The organism is Streptomyces sp. A01 (assembly GCF_059026195.1).
The window spans coordinates 22,603-39,801 of record NZ_JBWLKN010000010.1 but is presented as its reverse complement, the minus strand read 5'-3'; the positions used below and the strand labels follow the sequence as shown (position 1 = coordinate 39,801).

Below are 17,199 nucleotides of genomic sequence, written 5' to 3'. Positions count from 1 at the left end.
CAAAGGCGGTCGGGGACATCCCATACAGCTCGCCGGCGTCCAGACCGGCACACCAACGAGGAGATCGGTTCGTGACGATCCGCGTAGGCATCAACGGCTTTGGCCGTATCGGTCGCAATTACTTCCGCGCGCTCCTTGAGCAAGGCGCGGACATCGAGATCGTCGGTGTCAACGACCTGACCGACAACGCCACCCTGGTGCACCTGCTCAAGTACGACACCATCCTGGGTCGTCTGAAGCAGGAGGTCAGCCACACCGCCGACACGATCACGGTGGGCAACCAGACATTCAAGACGATGGCTGAGCGCGACCCGGCCGCCCTTCCGTGGGGCGAGCTCGGCGCCGATGTCGTCATCGAGTCCACCGGCATCTTCACCAAGCGTGACGATGCCGCCAAGCACCTTGCGGCTGGCGCCAAGAAGGTCCTCATCTCGGCTCCGGCCAAGAACGAGGACATCACCATCGTGATGGGCGTCAACCAGGACAAGTACGACGCGGCCAACCACCACGTCATCTCCAACGCCTCCTGCACCACCAACTGTGTGGCGCCGATGGCCAAGGTTCTCCTGGAGAACTTCGGGATCGTCAAGGGCATGATGACGACGGTCCACGCGTACACCAATGACCAGCGCATCCTGGACTTCCCGCATTCCGACCTGCGTCGCGCCCGCGCCGCGGCGGAGAACATCATTCCGACCACCACGGGTGCCGCCAAGGCCACCGCGCTGGTCATCCCGGAGCTCGCCGGCAAGCTGGACGGCATCGCGATGCGCGTCCCGGTGCCGACCGGTTCCGTCACCGACCTGGTGATCGAGCTTGAGCGTGAGGTCTCGAAGGACGAGGTCAACGCCGCGTTCCAGAAGGCGGCCGAGGGTCAGCTCAAGGGAATCCTGGAGTACACCGAGGACGCGATCGTCTCCTCGGACATCGTCAACTGGCCGGCGTCCTGCACCTTCGACTCCTCCCTGACGATGGTCCAGGGCAAGAGCGTGAAGGTCATCGGCTGGTACGACAACGAGTGGGGCTACTCCAACCGCCTGGTCGACCTGACCACGTTCGTCGGCGGCCAGCTCTGATCTCCCCCAGCTAACGCTGGGAGGTGCCCCCACCCCAGCTAACGCTGGGAGGTGCCCCCACCCCAGCTGACGCTGGGCGGTGGCCCTGCCCCAGCTAACGCTGAGGTGTCCGCACCACAGCTACCGCTGGGCGGTGCCCCAAGCCGCCGGGACACCGCGATGTGTTGAGGACAGGGCTCGGGTGACGCGACGGCGCGTTGTCCGGGCCCTGTTCCGTGCAGGCTCACAGTGGAGACTCAAGGAGTCCAGGAAGCATGAAGACGATCGACGACCTCAGCAAGGACGGACTGGCGGGCAAGCGGGTCTTTGTCCGCGCCGACCTCAATGTGCCGCTTGAGGGCGCCACCATCACCGACGACGGCCGCATCCGTGCCGTCGTCCCGACCATCACCAAGCTCGCCGAGGCGGGCGCCAAGGTGATCGTCGCCTCCCACCTCGGCCGCCCCAAGGGCGCTCCGGAGGAGCGGTACTCGCTCGCCCCGGTCGCCGGACGGCTCGGGGAACTGCTCGGCAAGAACGTCACGTTCGCCACCGACACGGTGGGGGACAGCGCGAAGGCCACTGTCGCCGCTCTCGGCGACGGCGAGGTCACGCTGCTGGAAAACCTCCGCTTCAACGCCGGTGAGACGAGCAAGGGCGATGCCGAGCGCGCCGCCTTCGCCGACCAGCTCGCCGCGCTCGCGGACGTGTACGTCGGCGACGGCTTCGGCGCCGTGCACCGCAAGCACGCCTCGGTGTACGACCTCCCCGCCCGGCTGCCGCACGCGGCCGGTGGGCTGATCGCCACCGAGGTCGATGTTCTCAAGAAGCTCACCGAGGACGTCAAGCGGCCGTACGCCGTGGTCCTCGGCGGCGCGAAGGTCTCCGACAAGCTCGGCGTCATCGACCACCTGCTGGAGAAGGCCGACCGCATCCTCATCGGCGGCGGCATGGCGTACACCTTCCTCAAGGCCCAGGGCCACGAGGTCGGCATCTCGCTGCTTCAGGAGGACCAGGTCCCCGTCGTACGCGAGTACCTGGCGCGGGCCAAGGAGCGCGGCGTGGAGTTCGTGCTGCCGGTGGACGTGCTGGTCTCGCCGGAGTTCCCCGACCTGAAGACCAAGGCTCCGGCGAACCCGACGACGGTGGCCGCCGACGCCATCCCGGCGGACCAGGAGGGGCTGGACATCGGCCCCAAGACCCGCGAGCTGTACGCATCGAAGCTCGCCGACGCGGCCACCATCTTCTGGAACGGGCCGATGGGCGTCTTCGAGCACCCCGACTACGCCGACGGCACCAAGGCCGTCGCCCAGGCGCTCCTCGACACCTCCGCCTTCACGGTCGTGGGTGGCGGGGACTCGGCCGCCGCTGTGCGCATTCTGGGCTTCGATGAGAACGCTTTCGGCCACATTTCGACCGGTGGCGGCGCCAGCCTCGAATATCTCGAAGGCAAGACGCTCCCCGGCCTTGCCGCACTGGAGGACTGAACACCGTGAGTGACCGTACCCCGCTGATGGCGGGCAACTGGAAGATGAACCTCAACCACCTTGAGGCCATCGCGCATGTCCAGAAGCTCGCCTTCGCGCTCGCCGAGAAGGACTACGACACGGTCGAGGTCGCGGTGCTGCCGCCGTTCACCGACCTCCGGTCGGTGCAGACGCTGGTCGACGGCGACAAGCTGAAGATCAAGTACGGCGCCCAGGACATCTCGGCGCACGACTCCGGCGCGTACACCGGTGAGATCTCCGGCCCGATGCTCTCCAAGCTGAAGTGCGCGTATGTGGCGGTCGGCCACTCCGAGCGCCGCCAGTACCACGGCGAGACGGACGAGATCTGCAACGCCAAGGTCAAGGCCGCGTACAAGCACGGCATCACCCCCATCCTGTGTGTGGGTGAGGGCCTGGACGTGCGCAAGGCGGGCAACCAGGTGGCGCACACCCTCGCGCAGGTGGAGGGGGGCCTGAAGGACGTACCGGCCGACCAGGCCGAGTCGGTCGTCATCGCCTACGAGCCGGTGTGGGCCATCGGCACCGGCGAGGTCGCCACGCCCGAGGACGCCCAGGAGGTCTGCGGGGCCATCCGCAAGCGTCTTGCCAAGCTGTACACCCAGGAGCTGGCCGACAAGGTCCGCATCCAGTACGGCGGCTCCGTGAAGTCCGGCAACATCGCGGCGATCATGGCCAAGCCGGACGTGGACGGCGCGCTGATCGGTGGCGCGGCACTCGACGCGGACGAGTTTGTCAAGATCGTCCGCTTCCGCGACCAGTAGCAGCTATGACGACGGGCCCGCCCCGTCGTACTCTGTCGGGGCCGGGACCGGCGTGAACGCGCTGTCCGGCCCCGACAGCGTTCATCGGGTCAGAACAGATTCACCAGATCGTTTTCAGATTTCTTGCGTCCGAGAGAGTTGGTCCAGCCGTGGTCATGGGGTTCTCTATCGCCCTCATCATCTTCAGCGCGCTGATGATGATGCTCGTGCTCATGCACAAGGGAAAGGGTGGCGGCTTGTCCGACATGTTCGGTGGCGGAATGCAGTCATCTGTCGGCGGGTCCTCGGTCGCCGAACGTAACCTTGACCGCATCACCATCGTGGTCGGTCTGTTGTGGTTCGTATGCATTGTCGTGCTGGGCGTGCTGATGAAGCTGGATAGCTGACGCTCCGTCGCAAGCGCGGCCTATTATGGGGCTTGCGTCCTCGGGGGCGGGTGTAACTCCTGTCACTGGACGCGCGTTGGGCCTTACATAGACTGGGGCGCCCGGCAGCGGAGCCGCCTAACGGATGCTTCGCGGCACCATCACGCAGGGAGTTACAACCGTGGCAAGTGGCAACGCGATCCGAGGAAGTCGGGTCGGAGCGGGGCCGATGGGGGAGGCTGAGCGAGGCGAGTCCGCGCCGCGCCTCCGCATCTCCTTCTGGTGCTCGAACGGGCACGAGACACAGCCGAGCTTCGCCAGCGACGCGCAGGTCCCGGAGACTTGGGACTGCCCCCGCTGCGGCTTCCCAGCTGGTAAGGACCGGGACAGTCCGCCGGACCCGCCGCGCACCGAGCCGTACAAGACGCACCTGGCGTATGTGCGGGAACGGCGCAGCGACGCCGACGGTGAGGCGATCCTCGCGGAGGCGCTCGCCAAGCTCCGCGGCGAGATCTAGCGGCCTTCGCTCCCTTGGTTCTCCGGCGCGGTCCGTCTTCCGCGCCGCGCTCGTTTCGCAGCCCTTTTCACCCGGCGCACGGGGTGGGTGGCATCACGCCTCAGTGCCGCACGCTCGGTGTCCCCCAGGGGAATGGCGCGGCTCGGTACCGCATGCGGTAGCGCGCGCCCCGCACCGCGACAGGCGGTGCCGTCGGGGCGTCTCAGCCTCGGCGTCCCACCGGGGCACCAGCTGTGACACGGCCCCGTGAGCACGGTGGACAGTCAGCACTGACCAGGCCCGGCAGCCCTTCCGGAAGGAAGGCGCGGCCGGGCCTTCGTCGTGGCCGCGGGCGTTGTCAGTGGGTGGCGATAACGTCGGTGAGGTCGCAGTCAGGTGAGCGGGAGGGGGCGCTGTGACTCCTGGGCGAGGCGTGAGCGGGGATGTGGAGACGAGTGGCGGGCGCGCGGAAGCGAGCGCGGCCGCCTGGCGGCACGCCGGTGGGTCCGGGGAGCTGGGGGCGGGCTTCGGACGGCTGTGGTCGGCGGCGGTCATCTCCCGGCTGGGAGACGCGCTGCGCGGGGCGGCCCTGCCCCTGCTGGCGGTGTCGTTGACGGACTCGCCCCTGCTGGTCTCCCTCGTGACCGCGTGCGGCTTCCTGCCCTGGCTGATGTTCGGCCTGCTGGGCGGCGCGATCGCCGACCGGGTGGACCAGCGGCGGGCGATGTGGATGGTGGACGCGGTGCGCGGGCTGCTGATGGCCGCCTTCGCGGCGGCCGTCGCCCTCGGGCACGCCGGCATCGGGCTGCTGATCGCCGTGGCCTTCGCCCTCACCACGCTGCAGACGGTCTTCGACAACGCCGCCACGGCACTGCTGCCGTCCATCGTCCCGCCGCACGCGCTGGGCAAGGTCAACGCCCGGCTGATGACCGGGCAGGAGGTCATGGGCAGGTTCGTGGGCGCGCCGCTGGTGCCGGTGCTGCTCGGCATCGCCCTCTCCGCCCCCTACTTCGCCGACGCGGGCACGTATCTGCTGGCCGCTGTGCTCGTCGCCTCGCTGCGGAGCTCCCCGACACAGCGGAAGCCGCGCCAGTCCGGGCGGACACTGCGGCGCGATATCGCCGACGGCATAGGCACGTTGTGGCGGGACCGGGTGCTGCGAACCCTCTGTGTGTCGACCACGCTCACCAATGTCGGCATCGGTGCCCTGATCGCCACCATGGTCCTGATCGTCACCGGCTGGCTTGGCGCCGGAGAAGGCGGGTACGCGGCTGTCATCACGGCGTACGGCGTCGGCAGCGTTCTCGGGGGCCTGGTGGCGGGGCGGGCCGCGCGGTGGCTCGGCTGGGGCCGGGCGCTGCTGCTGTGCGGGGTGGTCCAGGTCGGCGCGCTGGTCGCCCTCGGGTCGATACGGGAGCTGTCTGTCACCATCGCCGCTTTCGGGGTCTTCGGTCTCATGGGAATGATCTGGAACGTCACCGAGATCACGGTGATGCAGCGGCGCAGTCCGGAGGCGTCGATAGGCCGGGTCAGTGCGGCCTTCCGCACGCTGTCCATCGGGGGTGCTCCGCTCGGCGCCGTGCTCGGCGGGCTGCTCGCGGCCGCCTGCGGGCTGAACACCCCAGCGCTGTTCGCGGCGGCGCTGCTCTGCTGCGGGGTGCTGGCGTTGCTGCCCGTATCGCGCGAGGTGGCGGAGGAGGAGCGGCAAGGTGCCGACGGGGCGTAATGCCGTCTTCACCTGTCCCTGATCAACTAGGTTGGGCCACGGCGGGGTGCAAGGACGAGAGGGATAAGGACTGATGTCCGAGATGAACGCTGAAGGCCATGTCCGGCTTGACCAGAGGCCGGAGTGGATCGCGCTGGGGAAGCACCGCGAGCAGCTGGGCGAGGTGCGTCTGCGGGACCTGTTCGCGAACGACCCGGGACGTGGCGAGCGCTACGCCTTGCCGGTCGGCGACCTGTACGTGGACTACTCCAAGCACCTGGTGACCGACGAGACGCTGCGGCTGCTGCGTGACCTGGCCGCGGCCACCGGCGTGGCCGAGCTGCGTGACGCGATGTTCCGCGGCGACAAGATCAACATCACCGAGCGGCGTTCCGTGCTGCACACGGCGCTGCGCGCCCCGGCCTCCAAGGTCATCCAGGCGGACGGGGAGAACGTCGTGCCCGCCGTGCACGCCGTGCTCACCAAGATGGCCACCTTCGCCGACCGGGTCCGCTCCGGTCACTGGACGGGCCACACCGGCAAGCCGATCAAAACCGTCGTCAACATCGGCATCGGCGGCTCGGACTTGGGTCCGGCCATGGCGTACGACGCGCTGCGCGCGTACTCCGCCCGGAATCTGGACTTCGGCTTCGTGTCCAACGTCGACGGCGCCGATCTGCATGAGGCGATCCGGGACCTCGACGCCGCGGAAACGCTGTTCATCGTCGCGTCCAAGACCTTCACCACCATTGAGACCATCACGAACGCGACCTCCGCCCGCGACTGGCTGCTGACGGAACTGCGCGCTGGTACCGACGCCGTCGCCAAGCACTTCGTGGCGCTGTCCACGAATGAGGAGAAGGTCGCCGAGTTCGGCATCGACACGACCAACATGTTCGAGTTCTGGGACTGGGTCGGCGGCCGGTACTCCTACGACTCCGCCATCGGTCTCTCGCTGATGATCGCGATTGGCCACGACCGGTTCCGGGAGATGCTGGCGGGCTTCCACCTCGTGGACGAGCACTTCCTGAGCGCGCCGCCCGAGGAGAACGTTCCGCTGCTGCTCGGCCTGCTCGGTGTCTGGTACGGCGGCTTCCACGACGCGCAGTCGCACGCGGTCCTGCCGTACAGCCACTACCTGTCGAAGTTCACGGCCTACCTCCAGCAGCTGGACATGGAGTCGAACGGCAAGTCCGTGGACCGGCAGGGCAACCCGGTCACCTGGCAGACAGGGCCCGTGGTGTGGGGCACGCCCGGCACCAACGGTCAGCACGCTTACTACCAACTTCTGCACCAGGGGACCAAGTTGATCCCCGCCGACCTGATCGGCTTCGCCAAGCCGGTGGACGACCTGCTGCCCGGGCTCGTCGCGCAGCACGACCTGCTGATGGCCAACCTCTTCGCGCAGAGCCAGGCGCTGGCGTTCGGCAAGAACGCCGACGAGGTCAGGGCCGAGGGAGCGCCGGAGGAGCTTGTGCCGCACAAGACGTTCCGGGGTGACCGGCCGACCAGCACGATCCTCGCGGACGAGCTGTCCCCGTCGGTGCTCGGTCAGCTGATCGCGCTCTACGAGCACAAGGTGTTCGTGCAGGGCGCCATCTGGAACATCGACTCCTTCGACCAGTGGGGCGTCGAGCTCGGCAAGGTCCTCGCCAAGCGGGTCGAACCCGCGGTGGTCGCGGGGGAGGAAGTGCCGGGGCTTGACGGGTCCACGGCCGCGCTCGTACGGAAGTATCGGGCGATGCGGGGGCGTTGAGCGCTTTTGTTTCCGACCGGGGGCTCCGCTGCGGACTGCGGATCGCGGACTGCGGTCTGGTGCTGGTGGTGCCCCCGGGGCCCGCGTGTTGTCCTCAAGCGCCGGACGGGCTTGTTGTGTCCTCAAGCGCCGGACGGGCTGGTGTTTGTCCTCAAGCGCCGGACGGGCTGGGAGGTGCGGGATGGGCGTGTTGTGGCCTCAAGCGGGCTCGGTCTTGTCCTCAAGCGCCGGACGGGCTGGGAGGTGTGCCGGTCGGGCTGGGAAGGTTGCGTACGGGTCCGGGAGTGTCCGGGACGTGCTCGCAGCCATCCACAAGTGGGCTTGGTCTTGTCCCCAGCGCCGCCGGGCCATGAAGTGTGCCGGACGGGCTGGGAAGTGTGCCCTGCGAGCTAGGACGATGCCCCGGCGGGCCGGGAAGCTGCGAAGCGGGCCCGGCGCCAGGAGTGTGCCCGGCGGGCTGGGAGGCTGCGGGAGCGGGCTCGGAACCTGTGAAGCGGGCCAGGAGGATGCCTGGCGGGTTCTGAGAGTGGCCGGAGCGCCGGGCGGGCTGGAGGTCAGCCCGGCCGGCGCTTGAGGGCGGAGGTGCTCCGGGGTGGGAGCAGCCGTGTCGGGGGGCGTCAGGGGGACGACGGGGGGTACAGGCCGCGGGGGAGTTCGCCGGCGGCTGCTCGGTCGAGTAGCCACAGGGTGCGGCTCTGGCCGCGGGCCCCGGCGGCGGGGGCCTGGATCTCCCCGGCGCCCGACAGGGCGATGGCCACCGCTCTCGCCTTGTCCTCGCCCGCGGCGAGCAGCCAGACCTCCCGTGCCGCGCGGATCGCGGGCAGGGTCAGCGTGATGCGGGTGGCCGGTGGCTTGGGCGCGCCGTGTACCCCGACCACGGGCCGCTCGGCCTCGCGTACGGCGGGCAGTTCGGGGAAGAGCGAGGCCACATGCGTGTCAGGGCCGACCCCGAGTAGCAGGACGTCGAACGACGGCACGGGGCCGCCTCCGGCACCGGCCGGGGGAGACGAGGTGTCCTTGGCGGCGGCGGTGGACAGTTCGGCGGCGTAGGCGGCGGCTGCCGCGTCCGCGTCGCCGGTGTGCGGGCCGTCCGAGGCGGGCATGGGATGCACCCGCGCCGGGTCGAGGGGCACCGCGTCCAGGAGCGCCTCCCTGGCCTGGGTGACGTTGCGGTCCGGGTCGCCCTCCGGCAGGAACCGCTCGTCTCCCCACCACAGGTCGATCCGCGACCAGTCCACCGCGTCCCGCGCCGGGCATGTGGCGAGCGCGGCGAGCAGCCCGTTGCCGTTGCGGCCGCCGGTGAGGACGATCGAGGCGGAGCCACGGGTGGCCTGCGCGTCCACGATCTTCGTGATCAGCCGCGCCGCCGCGGCCTGGGCCATCAGCTCCTTGTCGTGGTGGACGACGACCTGAGGCGCCGTCACTTCGACGCCGCCTTCTTCGCCGCCGCTGAGCCCGACTTCTTTCCCTGGCCCCCGGCACCTCCGGCACTCGCGGGACCGGGCGCGGCGCCGTCCTGACCGGCGGCCCCCTGCCCGGAGGTGTCCTGACCGGTGTCGGCCGGGGCCCCGGACTTGGGGGCGGCCTTGCCGCTGCCCGCGGTGGAGGCGCCCAGCCTCTGCACGCCGTACTTCACGGCCGAGGCGTACATCTCGTCCGGGTCGAGCCGCCGGAGCTCCTCCGCGATGAGCTCGGAGGTGTCGCGCCGGTGCAGCGCGACATGCCGGTCGGGCTGGCCCGGCATGGCCAGTTCGGCCAGCGAGCCGTCGGCCCGGTCCAGGCAGATCGTGCCGTCGGCGGTCTCCAGCCGTACGGCGGTCAGTCCCGGACCCTGGGAGACCCTGCGTTCGACCCGTACGCCGAGCCGCTCGGCGAGCCACAGCGCCAGCAGTTCGCTGCTGGGGTTGTACGCCTCGCCCTCGACCACGGCGGACTGGATCGGGGAGTGCTTCTGGTCGAGCGCCGCCGCGAGCACGCTGCGCCACGGGGTGATCCGGGTCCAGGCCAGGTCCGTGTCGCCGGGGGTGTAGGTGCTGGCCCGCAGGGCGAGCGTGGCGACCGGGTCCTCGGTGGCCTGCGCGTCGGTGATGCGGCGCGCCGCGAGCTGGCCGAGCAGGTCGTCGCTCGGGTGCTCCGGCGCGTCCTCCGGCCACCACAGCACCACGGGGGCGTCCGGCAGCAGCAGCGGCAGCACCACCGAGTGGGCGTGGCCCGCGAGTTCACCGTGCAGCCGCAGCAGCACCGTCTCTCCGGTGCCGCTCTCGCCGCCGACCCGCACCTCGGCGTCGAGCCGGGCGATCTTGCGGTCGCGCGGTGAGCGCCCTGGGCGCCGGATGACGACCAGGATGCGCGAGGGATGCTCCTTGGAGGCCTCGCTCGCCGCCCTGAGCGCGTCGTAGTGGTTGCCCTCGTCGGTGACGATGACGAGGGTGAGCACCATGCCGATGGCCGGGGTGCCGGTCGCCCGCCGCGCCCGGACCAGGGCGGAGTTGATCTGGCTGGACGTGGTGTCCGTGAGGTCGATGTTCATGGCCGCCGCCAGCTCCGTCCGTCTCGTGCGAGCATGTCGTCCGCCGCCTTGGGACCCCAGGTCCCCGCGGTGTACTCCTCGGGCTTGCCGTGCTTGTCCCAGTACTCCTCGATCGGGTCGAGGATGCGCCAGGACTCCTCGACCTCCTGGTGCCGGGGGAAGAGGTTGGCGTCGCCGAGCAGGACATCGAGCAGCAGTCGCTCGTACGCTTCGGGGCTGGACTCGGTGAAGGACTCGCCGTAGGCGAAGTCCATCGTCACGTCGCGGATCTCCATGGAGGTGCCCGGCACCTTGGAGCCGAACCTGATGGTGACGCCCTCGTCCGGCTGGACCCTGATGACCAGGGCGTTCTGCCCCAGCTCCTGGGTGTCCGTGGTGTCGAAGGGGGAGTACGGCGCGCGCTGGAAGACGATGGCGATCTCCGTCACCCGGCGCCCCAGCCGCTTGCCGGTGCGCAGGTAGAAGGGGACGCCCGCCCAGCGCCGGTTGTCGATGCCCAGCTTGATGGCCGCGTACGTGTCGGTCTTCGACTTGGGGTCGATGCCCTCTTCTTCGAGGTAGCCGCAGACCTCGGTGCCGCCCTGCCAGCCGTGCGTGTACTGGCCGCGCACGGTGTGCTTGCCCAGGTCGCCGGGGAGCTTGACGGCGGTGAGCACCTTCAGCTTCTCGGTGACCAGGGCCTTGGCGTCGAAGGAGGCGGGCTCCTCCATGGCGGTCAGGGCGAGGAGCTGGAGCAGGTGGTTCTGGATGACGTCACGGGCGGAGCCGATGCCGTCGTAGTAGCCCGCGCGGCCGCCGATGCCGATGTCCTCGGCCATGGTGATCTGCACGTGGTCGACGTACGAGCGGTTCCACAGGGGCTCGAACATGGTGTTCGCGAAGCGGAGCGCCAGGATGTTCTGGACCGTCTCCTTGCCCAGGTAGTGGTCGATCCTGAAGACGTCGCTCGGCCGGAAGACCTGGTGGACGACCTGGTTGAGCTCCTGAGCGCTGGCCAGGTCGTGCCCGAACGGCTTCTCGATGACCGCGCGCCGCCAGGAGTCGCCCTGGCCCTCCGACAGACCGTGTTCCTTGAGCTGCTGGACGACGCTGGGGAAGAACTTCGGTGGGACCGACAGGTAGAAGGCGAAGTTGCCGCCTGTGCCGCGCTCCTGGTCGAGCTCCTCGATCGTCGTCTTGAGGGTCTTGAACGCCTCGTCGTCGGAGAACTCGCCCGGTACGAAGCGGAATCCCTCGGCGAGCTGCTGCCAGACCTCCTCACGGAAGGGCGTCCTGGCGTGTTCCTTCACCGCGTCGTGGACGACCTGGGCGAAGTCCTCGTCCTCCCAGTCCCGCCGGGCGAAGCCGATGAGCGAGAAGCCCGGTGGGAGGAGGCCGCGGTTGGCCAAGTCGTAAACGGCGGGCATCAGCTTTTTGCGTGACAAATCGCCCGTGACGCCGAAGATCACCAGGCCCGACGGCCCCGCGATACGCGGGAGCCGTCGGTCCTGAGCGTCACGCAGCGGGTTATCGCCGCGTGCGGAGGTAGGCAAGAGTCAGGCCTCCGTGGGGGTAAGGCGCTTGAGCTCGGCCTCGGTGGACTTCAGCAGGTCGGTCCAGGACGCCTCGAACTTGTCGACGCCCTCGGACTCCAGCAGCTTCACCACGTCGTCGTAGCTGATCCCGGCCTTCGCGAGCGCGTCGAGGTCGGCCTGGGCCTGCTCGTACGTGCCACGCACGGTGTCACCGGTGATCTGGCCGCGCGCGGCGCTGGCCTCCAGCGTCGCCTCGGGCATGGTGTTGACCGTGCCGGGGGCGACCAGGTCGTCCACGTACAGGGTGTCCTTGTAGGCGGGGTCCTTGACGCCGGTCGAGGCCCACAGCGGACGCTGCTTGTTGGCCTGCGCCTTGTCCAGCGCGGCGAACCGCTCGGAGGGCGGCGTCGAACCATCAGCCGAGCCGAACACCTTCTCGTACGCCTGGTAGGCCAGCCGGGCGTTGGCGAGCGCCGCCTTGCCGCGCAGCGCCTCGCCCTCTTCGCCGAGCGCCTCAAGGCGCTTGTCGATCTCGGCGTCCACCCGGGACACGAAGAAGGACGCCACCGAGTGGATCTTGGAAAGGTCCAGGCCCGCGGCCTTGGCCTGCTCCAGGCCGGCCAGGTAGGCGTCCATCACCTCGCTGTAGCGCTCCAGCGAGAAGATCAGCGTGACGTTGACGCTGATGCCCCGGCCGATCGTCTCGGTGATCGCGGGGAGCCCGGCCTTGGTGGCCGGGATCTTGATCAGCGTGTTCGGGCGGTCCACCAGCCAGGCGAGCTGCCTGGCCTCGGCGACCGTGGCGTCCGTACGGTGTGCCAGGCGCGGGTCCACCTCGATGGAGACCCGGCCGTCCTGGCCGCCGGTCGCGTCGAAGACCGGCCGCAGGATGTCGGCGGCGTCGCGGACGTCCGCCGTCGTGATCATCCGGACCGCCTCTTCGACGGTCACCCCGCGGACGGCGAGGTCGGTGAGCTGCTGTTCGTAGCCGTCGCCGCTGGAGATGGCCTTCTGGAAGATCGACGGGTTGGTCGTGACGCCGACCACGTGCTGCTGGTCGATCAGCTCGGCCAGATTGCCTGAGGTGATCCGCTTGCGGGACAGGTCGTCGAGCCAGATCGCGACGCCTTCGTCGGAAAGGCGCTTGAGTGCGTCTGTCATGAGAATTGCAACTCCTCCTAGTCGTACTACAGGCGTCAGCGCGCTGCGGCGTCGATCGATTCCCGGGCGGCCTGCACCACGGCGTCGGCGGTGAGGCCGAACTCGTGGTAGAGCACCTTGTAGTCCGCCGAAGCGCCGTAGTGCTCCAGCGAGACGATCCGCCCGTGGTCACCGACGAAGCGGTACCAGGTCAGGCCGACCCCGGCCTCGACGGCGACGCGCGCCTTCACGGTCGGCGTCAGCACGCTGTCCCGGTACGCCTGGTCCTGCTCCTCGAACCACTCGACCGACGGCATGGACACCACGCGCGTCGGAACGCCCGCGGCCTGGAGCTGCTCCCTGGCCTCGACGGCGAGCTGCACCTCGGAACCCGTGCCGATGAGGATGACCTTCGCCTGGCCGCCCTCGGCGTCCTTCAGTACGTAACCGCCCTTGGCGGCGTTCTCGTTCGCCTCGTACGTCGGCACGTTCTGCCGGGTCAGCGCCAGGCCGTGCGGCGCGGGCTTGTCCTTGTGGCGGCGCAGGATCTCGCGCCAGGCGATGGCCGTCTCGTTGGCGTCGGCCGGGCGGACCATGTTCAGCCCGTGGATGGCGCGCAGCGCGGACATGTGCTCGACCGGCTGGTGGGTCGGGCCGTCCTCGCCGAGGCCGATTGAGTCGTGCGTCCACACGTAGGTGACCGGCAGCTTCATCAGCGCGGCCAGTCGGACGGCCGGGCGCATGTAGTCGGAGAACACCAGGAAGGTGCCGCCGTAGATGCGGGTGTTGCCGTGCAGCGCGATGCCGTTCATGGTCGATCCCATGGCGTGCTCGCGGATGCCGAAGTGCACGGTGCGGCCGTACGGGCTCGCCTCCGGCAGCGGGTTGTCCGCCGGGAGGAACGAGGACGAGGCGTCGATGGTGGTGTTGTTCGAGCCGGCGAGGTCGGCGGAGCCGCCCCACAGCTCGGGGATCACAGCACCGAGCGCCTTCAGTACCTCGCCGGACGCCTTACGGGTCGCGACGTCCTTGCCGGCCGGGAAGGACGGCAGCTCCTTCTCCCAGCCCGCGGGCAGTTCGCCTGAGCTGACACGGTCGAACTCGGCGGCGCGCCCGGGGTTGGCGTCACGCCACTTCAGCAGCTGCTTGTCCCAGTCGCTGCGGACCTCACGGCCGCGGTCGATCACCGAGCGGGCGTGCGCGAGGACGTCGCCGTCGACCTGGAAGTGCTGCTCCGGGTCGAAGCCGAGCACCCGCTTGGTCGCGGCGACCTCTTCGGCGCCGAGCGCGGAGCCGTGCGAGGCCTCGGTGTTCTGGGCGTTCGGGGCGGGCCAGGCGATGATCGTGCGCGCCGCGATGATCGACGGACGCGAGGTCTCGTCCTGCGCGGCCTTCAGCGCGGCGTACAGCGCCTCGATGTCGAAGTCGCCGTTCGGCGACTGCTCGACGCGCTGCACGTGCCAGCCGTACGCCTCGTACCGCTTCAGCACATCCTCGGACAGGGCCGTCGCGGTGTCGCCCTCGATCGAGATGTGGTTGTCGTCGTACAGCGCGACGAGGTTGCCCAGCTGCTGGTGGCCCGCGAGCGACGACGCCTCGGCGGAGACGCCCTCTTCCAGGTCGCCGTCGGAGACGATCGCCCAGATGGTGTGGTCGAACGGGGACGACTGCGGTGCCGCCTCCGGGTCGAACAGGCCGCGTTCGTAGCGGGCGGCCATGGCCATGCCCACCGCGTTGGCGATGCCCTGGCCCAGCGGGCCCGTGGTGGTCTCGACGCCCGTGGTGTGACCCACCTCGGGGTGACCGGGGGTCTTGCTGCCCCACGTACGGAACGCCTTCAGGTCATCCAGCTCCAGTCCGTAACCGGAGAGGAAGAGCTGGATGTACAGCGTGAGGCTCGTGTGACCAGGAGAGAGAACGAACCGGTCGCGGCCGGTCCAGTTCGCGTCCGCCGGGTCGTGCCGCATCAACTTCTGAAAGAGAAGGTAAGCGGCGGGAGCCAGGCTCATGGCCGTGCCAGGGTGGCCGTTACCGACCTTCTGCACGGCGTCCATGGCCAGGACGCGGGCGGTATCTACGGCCCGCTGGTCCAGTTCGGTCCACTCAAGATCTGTGGTGGTCGGCTTGGTGCTCACCCTGAGTCAGGGCTCCTCTCCACAAGGTCGAATGCCGGTGACGGTTCTTCACGCCGGGCACGGCCGAGCCTACCTCTGGAACAGTGGTCACCCTTTCGATCACTACACCAGGTGGACATCGCGACGAGTGGCTGGCCACACGGGTTCCCCGGGCGTCGCCCGTTAGTCACCTTGCTGTCGCCGGTACGCGTTCCCACCTTGCCCGCACCCGCGCGGGCGCGCCTCCCGGAACCCCGGATCACACCGGATTCCCGGCCGCTCCGCCGCCCGGCGCGGCACTCAACACGACCCGACCCCGGCGACGGACGGAGGATGGGCAACGTCTAGAGTGGCGTGGTACGCGCAAGTCTTTACCGGACCTTCATGTCCGGTGCTTGCTGGTCTCGCCGCGGCTCACGCCGCTGATGTCACTAAACCAGGGGTGTGCGTGACGGCCGTCGAATCCCGTCCTGCGGGGGTGCTCCCTACTCAGCGCCCCAGCCACCGGCCGTTCGGGGCCCGTGCCAAGGCGTTCATCGCGCTGACAAAGCCGCGCGTCATCGAGCTGCTGCTCATGACGACCATTCCGGTGATGTTCCTGGCCGCTGAGGGCGTTCCCGATCTATGGCTGGTGCTGGCGACCTGCGTCGGCGGATATCTGTCCGCCGGGGGTGCCGGTGCGTTCAACATGTATATCGACCGGGACATCGACGCGCTGATGGACCGCACTTCTCAGCGGCCGCTGGTGACCGGCATGGTCTCGCCACGCGAGTGCCTCGTCTTCGCCTACACGCTCGCCGTGGTCTCCACCGCCTGGTTCTACTTCCTGGTCAACCCGCTGTCGGCGGCACTGGCCCTGGGCGCCCTGCTCTTCTACGTCGTCGTGTACACGATCTGGCTCAAGCGGCGCACCGCGCAGAACATCGTCTGGGGCGGTATCGCGGGCTGCATGCCGGTGTTCATCGGCTGGTCGGCGGTGACCAACTCGGTCTCCTGGGCCGCGCTGGTGCTCTTCCTCGTCATCTTCTTCTGGACGCCGCCGCACTACTGGCCGCTGTCGATGAAGGTGAAGGACGACTACGAGCGGGTCGGCGTGCCGATGCTGCCCGTCGTCGCGGGCAACAAGGCGGTCGCCCGGCAGATCGTCGCCTACAGCTGGGTGATGGTGGCGGTATCGCTGGCCCTGTGGCCGCTCGGTTACACCGGCTGGTTCTACCCCCTCGTCGCGGCCGTGCTCGGCGCGTTCTGGCTGAAGGAGGCGCACGGGCTCCAGTCGCGCGCCAAGGCGGGCGTGACCGGCGCGAAGCTCAAGGAGATGCGGCTGTTCCACTGGTCCATCACCTACGTCTCGCTGCTGTTCGTCGCCGTGGCCGTGGACCCGTTCCTGCGGTAGCCCGCCATCCGGCGGCCCCGAGCCCGTTCTCGCGCGGCGCGCCGCCTCGCTCGCCAGACCCCACTCTCCTCCCACCCTCGCCGTCCCGGTTCTCTCGCCGTGGCGGCGAGCCGCGTTCCTCCGCGCGACGTACGCGTAGGCCGTGTCCGGCGGATCGTGCCAGGGAGGGGGCCCCTGCCCGTGCGTCGCGTGCGGGTGTGCTGTGGCTGGTCGCGCAGTTCCCCGCGCCCCTGACAGGGCATGCCCCTTCGCTGTGCCAGGGCCTCTCCTCCAGGCCTGGCGGCCTGGGGAGGCTCCATGCGCGGCCTGCTGCCGGGCACGTGTGATCCGCCGGGCACCCGCGCCGCCTCCCGTACGCCTGTACGCCCGCGCGCGTGGCCAAGCACACGCGCCCGCGCCGTCGCCAGTTGATCTACTCATCGGTAGCATCCTGCTCATGGCAGAAACCAAGCAGGCCGAAGAGAGCACGCCCGACCCGGCGCCCGGGGCGGCCGTCAACGACGCCAAGGCCGAACGCCGGGCGGCGAAGCTGGCCCGGCAGATCGACGCCTTCGCCAAGAGCCACGGCGGCAGCGCCGAAGGCCAGCTCGCGCACATCGCGCGCGGCTCCATCCGGATCGCCCTCGTCGGCGCCAACGGCGAATGGGGCACCCTCGTCGCCCCCTCCTACGACAGCGCCAAGCGCGCCGTGGAGATCGCCGGGATCACCGTCCACGACGACTTCGGCGGCGAGTTCGCCGCGAAGGTCCGCACTGGGCCTTACGAGTGGTCACGGATGGCTGGTATGCAGCTGGGCGGCCCGAAGAACCCGTAACGTTCGCGGCACCGACACCTCACGCGGCCCGCGCACGTTAGACCGCCC

14 protein-coding genes are annotated in these 17,199 nt (G+C 69.5%); 9 read left to right on the top strand and 5 right to left on the bottom strand.

Translation table 11 applies throughout. The annotated features are described in order from the left end of the window. Nucleotides 1-71: 71 nt before the first annotated feature. The 7 genes from gap (at nt 72) to pgi (ending at nt 7,646) form a co-directional block, all read left to right on the top strand. Nucleotides 72-1,076: a type I glyceraldehyde-3-phosphate dehydrogenase gene (gene gap, locus AC5P1B_RS15555; protein ID WP_493887707.1), complete on the top strand. Its 1,005-nt coding sequence runs from the start codon at nt 72-74 to the stop codon at nt 1,074-1,076. Nucleotides 1,077-1,330: 254 nt separating this feature from the next. Next, nucleotides 1,331-2,542: a phosphoglycerate kinase gene (locus tag AC5P1B_RS15550; RefSeq protein ID WP_493887705.1), complete on the top strand. Its 1,212-nt coding sequence runs from the start codon at nt 1,331-1,333 to the stop codon at nt 2,540-2,542. A gap of 5 nt (nt 2,543-2,547) precedes the next feature. Then, nucleotides 2,548-3,324, top strand: coding sequence for a triose-phosphate isomerase (gene tpiA, locus AC5P1B_RS15545; RefSeq protein WP_493887704.1), 777 nt, complete (start codon nt 2,548-2,550; stop codon nt 3,322-3,324). Nucleotides 3,325-3,479: 155 nt separating this feature from the next. Next, nucleotides 3,480-3,710 carry a preprotein translocase subunit SecG gene (gene secG, locus AC5P1B_RS15540; protein ID WP_493887703.1) on the top strand — a complete coding sequence of 77 codons (231 nt, stop codon included), beginning with the start codon at nt 3,480-3,482 and terminating at the stop codon, nt 3,708-3,710. A gap of 160 nt (nt 3,711-3,870) precedes the next feature. Further along, nucleotides 3,871-4,206 carry an RNA polymerase-binding protein RbpA gene (locus AC5P1B_RS15535; protein ID WP_493887702.1) on the top strand — a complete coding sequence of 112 codons (336 nt, stop codon included), beginning with the start codon at nt 3,871-3,873 and terminating at the stop codon, nt 4,204-4,206. 493 nt (nt 4,207-4,699) lie between these two features. Continuing rightward, on the top strand, nt 4,700-5,911 hold the full coding sequence (locus tag AC5P1B_RS15530; protein WP_493887922.1) for an MFS transporter: 1,212 nt from the start codon (nt 4,700-4,702) through the stop codon (nt 5,909-5,911). Between the two features lie 82 nt (nt 5,912-5,993). Beyond that, the gene (gene pgi, locus AC5P1B_RS15525) at nt 5,994-7,646 is read left to right on the top strand and encodes a glucose-6-phosphate isomerase (RefSeq protein ID WP_493887921.1); all 1,653 of its coding nucleotides are present in this window, start codon (nt 5,994-5,996) and stop codon (nt 7,644-7,646) included. Between the two features lie 617 nt (nt 7,647-8,263). Here pgi and pgl read toward each other — a convergent pair. From pgl to tkt, 5 genes are read right to left on the bottom strand one after another with little or no spacing between them, the layout of a single operon-like run. Then, nucleotides 8,264-9,070, bottom strand: a complete 807-nt coding sequence (pgl, locus tag AC5P1B_RS15520; protein WP_493887701.1) for a 6-phosphogluconolactonase — start codon at nt 9,068-9,070, stop codon at nt 8,264-8,266. After that, nucleotides 9,067-10,176, bottom strand: a complete 1,110-nt coding sequence (gene opcA / locus AC5P1B_RS15515; protein WP_493887700.1) for a glucose-6-phosphate dehydrogenase assembly protein OpcA — start codon at nt 10,174-10,176, stop codon at nt 9,067-9,069. The genes pgl and opcA overlap by 4 nt, the downstream gene beginning before the upstream one ends. After that, on the bottom strand, nt 10,173-11,708 hold the full coding sequence (zwf, locus tag AC5P1B_RS15510; protein ID WP_493887699.1) for a glucose-6-phosphate dehydrogenase: 1,536 nt from the start codon (nt 11,706-11,708) through the stop codon (nt 10,173-10,175). Before zwf ends, opcA begins: the two co-directional genes overlap by 4 nt. A gap of 3 nt (nt 11,709-11,711) precedes the next feature. Continuing rightward, nucleotides 11,712-12,851, bottom strand: a complete 1,140-nt coding sequence (tal, locus tag AC5P1B_RS15505) for a transaldolase (RefSeq protein ID WP_493887698.1) — start codon at nt 12,849-12,851, stop codon at nt 11,712-11,714. 35 nt (nt 12,852-12,886) lie between these two features. Further along, nucleotides 12,887-14,965 (bottom strand): transketolase, encoded by a 2,079-nt coding sequence (tkt, locus tag AC5P1B_RS15500; RefSeq protein WP_493887697.1) that lies wholly within the window; start codon nt 14,963-14,965, stop codon nt 12,887-12,889. A gap of 427 nt (nt 14,966-15,392) precedes the next feature. Here tkt and AC5P1B_RS15495 point away from each other — a divergent pair, with 427 nt between their 5' ends. Next, complete coding sequence (locus AC5P1B_RS15495; RefSeq protein ID WP_493887696.1) at nt 15,393-16,337, top strand: heme o synthase; 945 nt, start codon at nt 15,393-15,395, stop codon at nt 16,335-16,337. A 436-nt stretch (nt 16,338-16,773) separates the two neighbouring features. Then, a complete protein-coding gene (locus tag AC5P1B_RS15490) occupies nt 16,774-17,151 on the top strand; it encodes a hypothetical protein (RefSeq protein ID WP_493887695.1) in 378 nt (125 codons plus the stop codon). Nucleotides 17,152-17,199 lie beyond the last annotated feature (48 nt).